The organism is Crocinitomix catalasitica ATCC 23190, assembly GCF_000621625.1.
Lineage (GTDB): Bacteria > Bacteroidota > Bacteroidia > Flavobacteriales_D > Crocinitomicaceae > Crocinitomix > Crocinitomix catalasitica.
In genome coordinates this window covers 196,372-208,694 of record NZ_JHXV01000008.1, presented here as the reverse complement: position 1 = coordinate 208,694, position 12,323 = coordinate 196,372, and the positions used below count along the sequence as shown (strand labels likewise).

Annotated in this window: 10 protein-coding genes and 1 pseudogene; 8 read left to right on the top strand and 3 right to left on the bottom strand. The window is 34.6% G+C overall.

Annotated features, from left to right (window positions below; translation table 11 throughout):
* Positions 1–208: pseudogene (locus T367_RS25145) on the top strand (hypothetical protein); the annotation flags it as partial.
* Positions 209–264: 56 nt separating this feature from the next.
* Here T367_RS25145 and T367_RS0106810 read toward each other — a convergent pair.
* Complete coding sequence (locus T367_RS0106810; protein ID WP_027419172.1) at positions 265–525, bottom strand: hypothetical protein; 261 nt, start codon at positions 523–525, stop codon at positions 265–267.
* 327 nt (positions 526–852) lie between these two features.
* On the bottom strand, positions 853–2,058 hold the full coding sequence (locus T367_RS0106805; RefSeq protein WP_027419171.1) for an acyl-CoA dehydrogenase family protein: 1,206 nt from the start codon (positions 2,056–2,058) through the stop codon (positions 853–855).
* A gap of 122 nt (positions 2,059–2,180) precedes the next feature.
* Here T367_RS0106805 and T367_RS0106800 point away from each other — a divergent pair, with 122 nt between their 5' ends.
* Positions 2,181–2,855 carry a DUF4271 domain-containing protein gene (locus T367_RS0106800; protein WP_027419170.1) on the top strand — a complete coding sequence of 225 codons (675 nt, stop codon included), beginning with the start codon at positions 2,181–2,183 and terminating at the stop codon, positions 2,853–2,855.
* A gap of 35 nt (positions 2,856–2,890) precedes the next feature.
* Entirely contained in the window at positions 2,891–3,634 is a 744-nt protein-coding gene (locus T367_RS0106795; protein WP_027419169.1) for a uroporphyrinogen-III synthase, read from the top strand.
* 69 nt (positions 3,635–3,703) lie between these two features.
* Here the strand turns inward: T367_RS0106795 and T367_RS0106790 are convergent, their stop codons facing one another.
* The gene (locus T367_RS0106790) at positions 3,704–4,813 is read right to left on the bottom strand and encodes a mechanosensitive ion channel family protein (RefSeq protein WP_035842790.1); all 1,110 of its coding nucleotides are present in this window, start codon (positions 4,811–4,813) and stop codon (positions 3,704–3,706) included.
* A gap of 224 nt (positions 4,814–5,037) precedes the next feature.
* Between T367_RS0106790 and T367_RS0106785 the strand changes: the two genes are divergently transcribed.
* The 5 genes from T367_RS0106785 to T367_RS0106765 are packed head-to-tail and all read left to right on the top strand — an operon-like array spanning position 5,038 to position 12,266.
* On the top strand, positions 5,038–7,455 hold the full coding sequence (locus tag T367_RS0106785) for a transglycosylase domain-containing protein (RefSeq protein WP_051568409.1): 2,418 nt from the start codon (positions 5,038–5,040) through the stop codon (positions 7,453–7,455).
* A 7-nt stretch (positions 7,456–7,462) separates the two neighbouring features.
* The gene (locus T367_RS0106780; protein WP_027419166.1) at positions 7,463–8,164 is read left to right on the top strand and encodes a CoA transferase subunit A; all 702 of its coding nucleotides are present in this window, start codon (positions 7,463–7,465) and stop codon (positions 8,162–8,164) included.
* Between the two features lie 18 nt (positions 8,165–8,182).
* On the top strand, positions 8,183–10,042 hold the full coding sequence (locus T367_RS0106775; RefSeq protein ID WP_027419165.1) for a hypothetical protein: 1,860 nt from the start codon (positions 8,183–8,185) through the stop codon (positions 10,040–10,042).
* Between the two features lie 6 nt (positions 10,043–10,048).
* A complete protein-coding gene (locus T367_RS0106770; RefSeq protein ID WP_027419164.1) occupies positions 10,049–10,705 on the top strand; it encodes a 3-oxoacid CoA-transferase subunit B in 657 nt (218 codons plus the stop codon).
* 34 nt (positions 10,706–10,739) lie between these two features.
* Positions 10,740–12,266, top strand: coding sequence for an ArnT family glycosyltransferase (locus T367_RS0106765; RefSeq protein ID WP_027419163.1), 1,527 nt, complete (start codon positions 10,740–10,742; stop codon positions 12,264–12,266).
* Positions 12,267–12,323: the final 57 nt, after the last annotated feature.

Genomic DNA, 12,323 nt, shown 5'->3' with positions numbered 1-12,323 from the left:
GGGCTTAAGAAAAGTGAATACAATAGGTATTAAACAAGCAAATAAAGTTATGCACCTCGCCGCCATGGCTTACAACCTCAAAAAATATCTGAAATTCACTCAAAAACTAGCTAAAAGTGAGGCAAAAGCACTTGCCAACTTTTTTCTTGAAATAAAGGGCCTGCTAAACGCGAAAAGCCTTGATATAATACCACTTATTTTAAACTAAAATTAGAAGTTCCCAAAAGTAAACTGCCCTTAAAACGGCTAAAATGAAGTCAGTTTTTAATGGAATTGTGGGGTTGTGCAACGGTTACTTTTGTCAGCAAGCTTATTTTCTCCAATTTTTCTTAATGCTTCAATCGAGTGTTTTCTAGTCTTTAGTCTAACAAGTAATGCACCTTCATAACATTGGCTAATTTGCTGTGTGGTCGCATTTTTTAATTGTTTTCTTTCACTAATCTTCTTTTTCGGGGCATTTGTATCCTGAGCCAATCCTATTGTAGCGGTTAAAAGAAATAAGATTCCGAGAATTATTTTATTCATTTGTCATGTCATAATTGGTGTCAACACCCAACTAAAATCAATCTGGGCAAAGCCGAGACAAGTTTGCTTTCATTTCATTTACCCTACACGAGCGAGACCCCGCTTAACATATCCGTAAACGTTGTAAATTATTGAAATCAGCTAAAAACGCACTCAAGTTAGGTTGATAATTTTTCAAATATAACATTCCTTATTAATTATTGGTAAGCTACTGAGCTTTAATAGGAAAAAACAATGAAGAATGGTGTAAAAAACCTTAAGAATTTAAAACAAAAAAAGGCGACCCAAATCAATGGATCGCCTTATAATTTTTAAATATTTTCTGAATTACATCTTACTCAAATCCGGTGCATCTCTGGTGAAAGCTGGAATTCCAGTAACATCCATTCCGGTAATCAATAAGTGTATATCATGCGTTCCTTCGTAAGTCACAACCGACTCTAGATTTGCCATATGACGCATTACTGAAAACTCATTAGAGATTCCCATTGCTCCAAGAATCTGTCTTGATTCACGCGCAATTTTTAAAGCAAATTCTACATTATTTCTTTTAGCCATTGAAATTTGAGCAGAAGTTGCTTTCCCTTCATTTCTTAATTGACCTAGACGTAAAGTTAAGAATTGAGCTTTCGTGATTTCAGTAATCATTTCAGCCAATTTCTTTTGAGTCAATTGAAAAGCACCAATTGGAACACCAAATTGCGTACGTTCTTTAGAATAACGCAATGCTTGATCATAACAATCCATTGCAGCACCTAAAGCACCCCAAGCAATTCCGTATCGTGCAGAATCAAGACAACCTAGTGGCGCTCCCAATCCTGATTTATTTGGTAATAAATTTGCCTTTGGTACCTTTACATTATCGAATAATAATTCTCCAGTGATTGAAGCTCTTAATGAATGTTTACCGTGCATTTCTGGAGCAGTAAAACCTTCCATTCCTTTCTCAACTAGTAAACCATGAATTCTACCCGACTCATCTTTTGCCCAAACAACGGCAACATCAGATAAAGGTGCATTAGAAATCCACATTTTTGATCCATTTAAAAGATAATGATCACCCATATCTTTAAAATTGGTCAACATACCACCTGGATTCGACCCGTGATCAGGTTCAGTTAAACCAAAACAACCTAAAAATTCGCCAGTAGCCAATTTCGGTAAAAAACGTTGTTTTTGTTCTTCATTACCATACTTCCAGATCGGATACATCACTAACGAACTTTGTACAGAAGACGTAGATCTTAAACCTGAATCACATCTTTCAAGCTCCTGCATAATCAAGCCATAAGAAATCTGATCCAAACCTGGCCCACCATATTCTTCAGGAATATACGGTCCAAAAGCACCTATTTCACCTAGTCCTTTTACTAAATGTGCAGGAAATGCAGCACGTTCGTAATAATCTTCTATAATAGGGGAAACATTTTGTTTTACCCATGCTCTTGTCGCTTCACGAATGAGTTTATGCTCTTCCGTTAAAAGTTCATCCATGTTAAAATAATCTGGATGTTGATATAAATCCGTTGCCATAATTTAAATACTATCTCATTTAAGTACACAAATGTATGGAATTTAACAATAAAACGTATTTGATGTTAGAATAATATATTCACACGAGGCAAAAGAATTTTAAATTAGTTTATTTTTGCTGCATGGACGCCATTGAACTTATCAATAATAGCAACGAATTAAAAGATTCAGTTCGAATTGTTAGTCAATTCGATCCCGTTTTCTGGTCATTAATTGCTTTTAACTTGATAATTTTTGCTTTGGTAAGAACTGTCAACAAAGGATATATCAGCGCTATTTTTTCAGCAGCTGTTTACAATCGGAATATTGCGAATAACATCCGAGACAATATAGATTTACGAAAACCCTCTTCCCTTTTATTAACCCTCACTTATTTCAATGCATTTGCGATTATTATTTACGACGTAATTCCGCCAATAAATTCAAATTTCATCCTACTTATTGCAATAGCACTATTAATTGGTTTTATCATTAAAGTCTTTCTCATTTTCACAACAATTAAAATTAGTCAAACACGTGAAGGTGTGATAGAACACATTTACAATCACATTATATTTTATCAAGCTACGGGAATTATATTAACCATATTGTTAATCTTTACACATTATGTTACTAACGAATATAGTTCAATTGTTAATTTAACACTGCTAATTATCATTTCAGCAGCCTTACTCTTACGTGAAATACAGAGTTTTACACGGGGAATTCAAGCAAATATTTCTGTTTTCTATATTATTTTGTACCTTTGCACGCTCGAAATATTACCCTTGGGTGTAATATTTCGTATAGCTATTTAAACAATTAGGTAAAAACCTTAATAGAGGAAGGACATATGAGCGTAAAAACAATACTAGTTTCGCAGCCAAAACCAGAATCAGAGAAATCACCCTATTTCGATTTAGCAGAAAAGTATAAATTGAAAATTGATTTCATCCCGTTCATTAAAATTGAAGGAGTATCAACCAGAGAGTTCAGAGAACAGAAGGTTGAATTGGCGTCGCACACAGCTGTAATATTGACTAGTAAAACTGCTGTTGATCACTTTTTTAGAATTGCAGAAGAAACCCGATTTAAAGTGCCTGATGCAATGAAGTATTTTTGTATGTCTGAAGCGGTGGCTTATTATTTACAGAAGTATGTTGTTTACAGAAAAAGAAAAATATTCTTTGGTAGGCAAAATATTGACGATTTAGTTGAAGTCTTAAAGAAGCATAAGAACGAGAATTTCTTATTGCCATGTTCAGATATTTTAAGAGAAAGAATTCCTGAGACATTAGAGCAAAACAAATTCAAATATTCAAAACTAGTTTTATACCGTACAGTTGCTTCTGATCTTTCAGATTTAGAAAATGTAATGTACGATTTATTGGTTTTCTTCAGTCCTTCAGGAATAGAGTCTTTATTGAAGAACTTTCCTGATTTCAAACAGAACGCAACTAAAATTGCCGCTTTTGGACCGACCACTGCAAATGCAGTAAAGAAAAACAACTTAAGATTAGATATTCATGCTCCATTACCACAAGCACCGAGTATGACTATGGCAATTGAACAGTTCCTTAAAGGAGCTAAGAAATAATTATATTTCGAATCAAAAAAAAGCGGCTTTCCCATTTGTGGAAAGCCGCTTTTTTTTGTCTTAAACTCATCATTTAATTGCCTGATGATATACTGTTTGCGTAGGAAATGCCATATTTAAACCAGCGGCTTCAAACCTTTTCATAATCTCAAGATTCATTACTGTTTGAGTAGTTAAGATATCCGCTTCTTTTCTGATATAATAAATGAACAAGATTCCAAGGGAGAAATCACCGAAATTATTAAACGACACCAAAACATTCTCATCTATTAATTTTACATTTTCAGCCGATATTTGTTTTAAAATCTCTATCGCCTCCTCCATTTTCGCAGCTGGCGTTTCGTAGACTAACCCTAAATTCAATGTAATCTTTCTAGCAGGTTCTTTATTCACGTTTTCAACAGCATCATCAGAGAATTTAGAGTTCGGTACAGTGACTATTCTGCCAGCCAAAGTCTCAACTCTTGTACTTCTAATACCAATCTCTTTTACAAAACCATCAATCCCATTAATTTGGATGCGTTCACCAATTTGGAAGGGTTTATCTGCAAATATCATTATTCCACCAAAAAAATTCTTTACCGTATCTTGAGCAGCTAAAGCAAAAGCCAATCCTCCAATTCCCAATCCTGCGATCACTGCACCAACATCATAACCTGCATTATTTAAACCAACAATAATACCCATCACCCAAATCAAAATACGTAATCCTTTTCTAAAAATCGGTAAAAGTTGATCATCCAAATCAGACTCCGTCTTTTCTGTCAAAGGAACTAAATACTCCTCAATCAAAGCGTCAGACAGTCGCGCAATTAGCCATGTTATGTTGACAACAATTAGAAAATTAAACAAATGGCTGATAAAACTCTCTGTTGCAGAAACTGGCGAAACCATTAATTGTTTCGCTGTTTCAATTTCTTCAGCAGATACGGGGTAATTCAATTGACTTAGAGCATACCAAGTCACACCCAAAACAATTCCAAAAACTACAGGTTCTTCAACTTTATCAACAATAATATCATCCAGATTTGACTTTGTTCTTGCCGTTATTTTTCGAATAATCGATTTCGACAGCCAATACAATAATTTAGACAACAATAGTGCCCCTAAAATATAACCAAAAGCGATCGTATAATCTAAGATTGTATTCCCGTAATATAACCTTTCCCAAAATTCCATATTTCTTTTAATTTTATTTTCAAAAGTAATAAGATTAATTAAGTAGCCCTTACAATACCAATTGACAGCGAATTACTCGATTCAGAATTTCACTTACGAATAATAGCAGGAATGGCATAAAAAATCTATTCTACCAATTGAAAAATAAAAAAAACTGGATTTCCGTTGATTTGATCTAACGAATTGAACTTAAAATTTTAAATTTACAGTTCTGTTTATACTTTATGACTAAAAAGAAAAAAGCTGTCAGTACGCTTTCGCGAAAAACGAAACGAATTATTCTACTTCTAATTTGGATTGGGGCTTTCTTACCATTGCTTGCTGTAATATTTATGCTAGCTAAAGCTCGCCCTGGAATTCCTTCGCATGAGGAGTTAGCAAACCCACCTGACAAACAGGCTTCAATCATCTACACTGGAGACGGTGCTGAAATGGGAAGATTTTGGAGTGTCAATAGAAAGAGTGTTGATTATACACAAATATCACCTTATGTTATCGCAGCATTAATAGCAACTGAAGATCAGCGTTATTATAAACACGCAGGTGTAGATGCTGAAGGTATTGGAAGAGCACTTGCTTTTGCAGCAATGGGCAAAGAAGGTGGTGGAGCAAGTACAATCCCTCAGCAATTGGCCAAATTACTATATACATCAAGCGATTCGTTAAATGGTGGTGTTGCTCGAGATAAGTGGGGTCGATTGGAGCAAAAATTTGGAGAAAACATTTTGGCTGTTCGTTTAGAGAAACACTATACGAAAGAAGAAATTATTACGATGTATTTAAATAATTTCGATTTTTTATACAACGCTGTTGGAATTTCATCTGCTTCACAAGTCTATTTCAATACCTATCCTAAAGATTTAAAAATGGAAGAAGCTGCTATGTTAGTTGGCATGTGTAAGAATCCAGGCATGTATAATCCATTGAAATTCCAATATAAATTATACGAAGAATCAGAAGAAGGACAAAGACAATATAAATTAGACAGTACAAGAGCTTACCAAAGAAGAAATACTGTTCTTCACCAATGGTTAAAGAACAGCGAATCTGGTAACGAAGCATTACCAATTAAGATAACACAAGCTCAATTTGATTCATTAACTCAAATTCCAATTAAAGTTGATTACCAAATTGTTGATCATAAAGAAGGTTTAGCTCCGCATTTAAGGGAGATTTTAAGAAAAGAGTTGACGGCAAAATTCAAAGAAACGAATGATGATGGCACTTATAAATACACCAATGCAGACGGCGAACCATACAATATCTACCGTGATGGTTTAAGAATCTACACTACAATTGATTCAAGAATGCAGGTATATGCTGAAGCAGCTGTTCAAAAATACATGGAAACGACTTTGCAAAAAGAGTTTGACAAGAACAATGCAAGGAATAAAAAACCGCCATTTAGTAATGATTTAGACGATGAAGGCATTGAGCGATTAATGACAAGAGCGATTAAAAACTCTGATCGTTATCGATTGATGAAAGCCAATAACGCTTCAGAAAAAAGCATAGAAAAAGCATTCAATACTAAGGTTGCTATGCGTGTTTTTTCTTACCAAGGAGAATTCGATACAATAATGACCCCTTATGATTCCATTAAATACTATAAAGGAATTTTACAAGCAGGTTTGATGTCAATGGATCCGACAACAGGATTCATAAAAGCTTGGGTAGGAAGTCCTGACTTTAAACATTTCAGTTATGACCATGTTAAACAATCTACCAGACAGGTTGGATCGACGATTAAACCGTTTGTTTATGCAGCTGCAATTGACTTAAAAGTAATTGAACCTTGTAAAGCATATAGTGATAAAGATTATTGTATAGATGTTCCAATTGGAACAAATAGAATGAAGTCTTGGTGTCCGAAAACGGGAACAAAAAACACGGGTGAATTAATTACTTGTGCGGCAGGTTTAGCTGGATCCTTGAATAATATTACTGTTGCAATCATGAGTGATATGGGAGCAAAGGCTGGACCGAATACAATGGCAAAATTATTAAAAAATGTAGGTATTAATCTTAGACAAGAAGATATAGTCCCTGCTATGTGTCTTGGACCAATGGATGTTTCTTTATATAATATGGTTGGTGCGCAGAGCACATTCGCGAACAAAGGAATTTATATTGAACCTATTTATGTCATGCGTGTTGAAGACAGGAATGGAAATGTAATTATTGATCTAGACCCCAAACCAAAAGAAGCAATGAGTGAAGAAATGGCATTCACCATGATTAACATGATGAAAGGTGCGGTAACGGGGGCTTATAACGTTCATCAAAAACGCACATACGCTACAAGTAGTAGATTACGTGGTCAGTCAGATTATGGTGGAATAACTTACCCAACTGCTGGTAAAACGGGAACAACAAACGGTGCTGCGGATGGTTGGTTTATGGGACTGACTCCTGATCTAGTTACAGGTGTCTGGGTTGGTGCAGATGACAAAGACATTCGTTTTAGAAGTTATCCTTGGGGACAAGGTGCTCGAATGGCTTTACCTATTTACGGGTATTATATGCAATCAGTTTATAAGGATAAATCCATTAAAATCTCAACAGGTGATTTTGAAGCACCTGCAAATTACGATAGAACTATATTTAATTGTACAATTGAGGCTGATGAGCCTTCATTATAAATAAATAATTATGAATAAAGTTGTCAATAACGTTGAAGAAGCATTAGCAGGAATAGTAGATGGAAACACTCTGATGTTAGGTGGTTTTGGTTTATGTGGAATTCCAGAAAATAGTATTGCCGAGCTTGTAAAAATGGGAGTTAAAGATTTAACTTGTATTTCTAACAATGCTGGAGTAGATGACTTTGGACTGGGTTTATTATTGCAAAAGAAGCAAATCAAAAAAATGATTTCTTCTTATGTTGGTGAGAACGATGAATTTGAAAGACAGATGCTTTCTGGCGAATTAGAAGTTGATTTAATTCCCCAAGGTTCATTAGCTGAAAGATGTAGAGCAGGTGGTGCAGGAATTCCTGCTTTTTACACACCTGCAGGTTATGGTACTGAAGTTGCTGAAGGTAAAGAAGTAAAAGTATTTAATGGGAAACCTCATATTTTAGAGTCAGCTTTAGAGGCTGATTTTGCTATTGTAAAAGCATGGAAAGCTGATACTGCTGGAAATCTAATTTTTAAAGCGACTGCAAGAAACTTCAATCCAATGATGGCGATGGCAGGAAAAATAACTATTGCGGAAGTTGAAGAAATTGTTCCTGCAGGAGAATTAGATCCTAATTTTATTCATACACCAGGTATTTTTGTTCAACGGGTATTCAAAGGAGAACGATTCGAAAAAAGAATTGAGCAAAGAACTACACAACCAAAAGTTTAGGTTAGTCGCATTCTTTGGATGAAGTTTGCTAGTTACTTCAATAAGCTTCTTTTTAGCAAAGCTGAAAGAATCATTGCATTAAGTCTTTTTATCTTAATGTGGGTTTACCTGTTCATAAAGGCAACTTATCTACCTGTATTACATGACGAATTAGCGACCTTCTTCTATTATATTCAAACAGATAATTACTTGCCGCCATTTGCACATTGGGATGCAAATAATCATGTACTCAACTCATTTTTATCGGCAATTTCATATAAAACATTTGGCATGTCACCTTTAGCTTTGAGGTTACCCAATGTCTTATCTTTTATTGTGCTTTTCTACGGTGCTTTTCAAATTTCCGGTAGGTTGCAATCGAAATTATTGCGATGGGCATTATTACTAGCTCTTACCTCTTCACCATACTTACTTGAATACTTAGCGCAATGTCGTGGATATGGACTCTCAATCTCCTTATTTTTATTGGCATTCTCCTATTTCATTCAATTCTTTGAAAACAAACAGCGTAAATATCTTGTGCTTTTTATCATCATTTTATTCCTTGCAACTGCTGCCAACCTCACTTTAGTTGTTCCAGCTGTTATTTCAATTTCCATTTTGGGATTCTTTTTATTAATCACCTATTTACCCAACCAAAGACCAAAATTGATCAAGGAATTAGGCTTTTTAATTCTTCTGAGTCTGCCATTTCTCTTCTTAATTAAATTTTCATTTGAACTGAAAGAACGAGGTGCGCTTTATTATGGTGGTGATACAGGATTTTACGATTTTACAGTACGCTCTCTTTCTAATTTGTATTTAGGCCATTACAACTATGTAATCGCATGCTTTGTCACACTTTTATTCCTCTGTTTTGGCATCTATATTCTTTATAAATTTAAGTCAAAAAAGTCACTACTCCCCCTTTTTAAACCTGCCGTTTTTTTCTCATTCTTATTGATAAGTTCGGTTGCCGCAATTCTATTCCTTTCATACGGAATGGGTGTAAATTTCCCTGAAGATAGAGCAGCCATGTACCTCTACTTTTTATATGTACCTAGTTTTGCTTTTATTTTAGATGACATATCCAAAAAAAGACCTTCAATGAAATGGGTAGGCATTCTCTTATTTTACGTTCCTATTTTGTCCATATTAAATGCTCAACCCAACGAACCGTATTTTACGAGTCAAGATAGAACATCTCCTGAATTGTTTGAATATGTAGCTAATACTCCAAATAATTTTAAATTCCCGAATACTGTTGGAGGGTATAAAACACAAGAGTTTTGCTGGTATTATTTATCAGCTTTAAAGGGAGGTTTACAGTCTAAATTACATACCAATTATCATATTGCTTTAGACGCCGATTTTCAATTGGTAAGAGATGGTAGAATTGAAGATTCGATTTTATTCGATTTTTATAAACCGGTTAAAGCTGATCCAATTGCCGATCTCACCTTATTCGAACGCAAAGAAAAATTACCAAAGAAATTAATCTATTCTGCCGACATCAACCCAACTGCCGGATTTATTGAGGATGAATTTTACAATATTTTAGAAATAGATATCGACAGCTTAACGAACAAAACCCTATACCTAGGCGCGGAGATGACATTAGATGCAAAAATAAAACCTTTCATCTCGTGGCTTTCTGCAACAGTTTTTGATTCAGATGGCAAGCCAATTTACAGCGAATATATAGCATTAGACTGGTTGCGCAAAGATTGGGATGGAACTTTAAACAACCTCTTACAAGGCACATTATTACACAATATCACAGAAGATGCACGCGTATTAAAATTTTACATTTGGAATATTGAGAAAACTTCCTTTTCTATTCCCAATGGAAAGTGCTATCTTTATGAACTGAAACGAGATTTTCCGAATCAATATTAAATCATTATGGCTTTAGATAAAATACAAATTGCACAAAGAATTGCACAAGAATTACAAAATGGGTGGTATGTAAATTTAGGCATAGGCATTCCAACATTAGTTGCCAATTATGTTCCTCAAGGTATTGAGGTTGAGTTTCAATCTGAAAATGGATTATTAGGTATGGGCCCTTACCCTTTTGAAGGTGAAGAGGATGCAGATCTAATTAATGCAGGTAAACAAACTGTGACGATCATGGATGGTGGTGTTATTTTTGATTCTGCTACATCTTTTGCAATGATTCGAGGAAAACACGTTCAATTAACCGTATTAGGAGCAATGGAAGTTGCACAAAACGGTGACATTGCCAATTGGAAAATCCCAGGTAGAATGGTCAAAGGCATGGGTGGTGCCATGGATTTAGTTGCTTCAGCAGAAAATATCATTGTTGCAATGATGCACACCAATAAAAAAGGTGAATCTAAATTGCTAAAGAAATGTAGCTTGCCATTAACAGGTGTTGGTTGTGTAACACGCATCGTTACGAATTTAGCAGTGTTAGAAATTAAAAATGGTAAGTTCCATTTAATTGAGCGTGCTCCAGGTGTAAGTGTTGAAGAAATAATTGCCGCTACTGAAGGCGAAATGGAAGTTCCAGCGAACGTTCCTGAAATGCAATTCTAGTTTTACTGAATCATTCGGCATTAAGGCCAAATAAATGGATAAGGTAACTCGTTTTCTTATAAAGTATAAATGGATCACTTTTGTACTATTCGCTTTATTATATTGGCTTTTTTTTGTTGCTCTTCAAATAAATAGAGGTTTAAATAGTGAACTGATTAGTGGGTATCATTATTGGCGTAAATCAGATACTTATGCGCAAATATTAAACTATTATAATAACGGGCTCAACTTTTTTGATTTCTCCCTTTATTTTAATCAGATGACTTCTCAAGGGAAGGCTGTCGGGGAATTTCCGCTTTTCTATTATTTGATTGCGATCCAAAAAACGATATTCGGCGACCATATTATTGTCGCCAAAATCAATTGGATAATTGTTAGTTTTTTCGGTCTATTTTCTCTCTTTAAAATCGCACTACATTTCACTAAAAGTCATATATACAGCTTTATAATAGCCTTGTCCCCCTTCTTATTGCCAATTTATTCAGTTTATCTCGTCGAGTTCTTACCCGATCCTATCGCCTTTCATTTTGTACTAATCGGATTGTATTTTTTACTCAGATCGCACAACGAAAACAAAAAACATTTACTTTATTTCTCCTTATTCTTCATCTCATGGGCGGGCATGATTAAACCCTTTTTCCTCATTCCATATATTGCTTTTTTATGCATCTATTTATTCATTAGAATCAAGGAGAAAAAAATCAATATTAAAGATGGTATTTATTTCATTCCAGCCCTCTTTATTTTAACCTGGTTTTATTATATGACTTGGTATAATAGATCCGTTGATTGTGATTGTTTTCTATCAACATTACAACCGCTATGGAAAATTGCACCCGAAGAGATTGCGACGTTAAAACTCTACTTCATTAACATTTGGTTACCGGGCTATATCTCAGCTGCGTTTGGGATTGTCTGTATATTGGTTACACTACTCTACTTTATCCTTAAACCAAAAGAGAAACCTTTGACACTCGCTTTCGTGAGCTTATCAATTCTCGGGACACTAATATTCACTATTTTATTCTTCGTAATGATTAAAAACCACGATTATTACGTTTGGCCTGTATTGTTTTTAATGCCACTAATATTAACTGCTTTCATCCAAAAGTTTAGCGAAAAAAAATGGTGGAATTCTACAATCCCTTCTTTAGTTGGTATCGGATTATTAACAACAATGTATTTCCATACCAGTTATGCTTCTAATATCCGTAGGTTCCGAATAAATGATCCATTCATTACGCCAAGTTGGCATTTTTCAACTTATACCAATTTAGATCATTTCTTGAATAAAAATGGCATAACCAAAGACACTTTAATCATTGCTTTCTCGGATAAATCACCGAATTACGCGTTGTCATTAATGAATAGAAAAGGTTGGTCGGGCTATCAAACCGAATATGTCAAGTACACTATTCCTATGATAAAAAATTTAGGGGCCAATTACCTTATATTAAACGACCAAACCCTCAACCATCAAGACTCACTTTTACTGACTGATGTTAGCATGAAATTAATAGCAGATACAAACCATTTATTCTTGTACCATCTTTTAGATTAAAAAATCTATATTTTTCATTTAATAACTTGAACTAATTATTGTTATATCCTCTAAATA

Excerpts from the sequence above, each read along its gene's own strand:
- T367_RS0106810 (WP_027419172.1), bottom strand. The coding sequence starts at position 525 with ATGAATAAAATAATTCTCGGAATCTTATTTCTTTTAACCGCTACAATA.
- T367_RS0106805 (WP_027419171.1), bottom strand. The coding sequence starts at position 2,058 with ATGGCAACGGATTTATATCAACATCCAGATTATTTTAACATGGATGAA.
- T367_RS0106800 (WP_027419170.1), top strand. The coding sequence starts at position 2,181 with ATGGACGCCATTGAACTTATCAATAATAGCAACGAATTAAAAGATTCA.
- T367_RS0106795 (WP_027419169.1), top strand. The coding sequence starts at position 2,891 with ATGAGCGTAAAAACAATACTAGTTTCGCAGCCAAAACCAGAATCAGAG.
- T367_RS0106790 (WP_035842790.1), bottom strand. The coding sequence starts at position 4,813 with ATGGAATTTTGGGAAAGGTTATATTACGGGAATACAATCTTAGATTAT.
- T367_RS0106785 (WP_051568409.1), top strand. The coding sequence starts at position 5,038 with ATGACTAAAAAGAAAAAAGCTGTCAGTACGCTTTCGCGAAAAACGAAA.
- T367_RS0106775 (WP_027419165.1), top strand. The coding sequence starts at position 8,183 with ATGAAGTTTGCTAGTTACTTCAATAAGCTTCTTTTTAGCAAAGCTGAA.
- T367_RS0106770 (WP_027419164.1), top strand. The coding sequence starts at position 10,049 with ATGGCTTTAGATAAAATACAAATTGCACAAAGAATTGCACAAGAATTA.
- T367_RS0106765 (WP_027419163.1), top strand. The coding sequence starts at position 10,740 with ATGGATAAGGTAACTCGTTTTCTTATAAAGTATAAATGGATCACTTTT.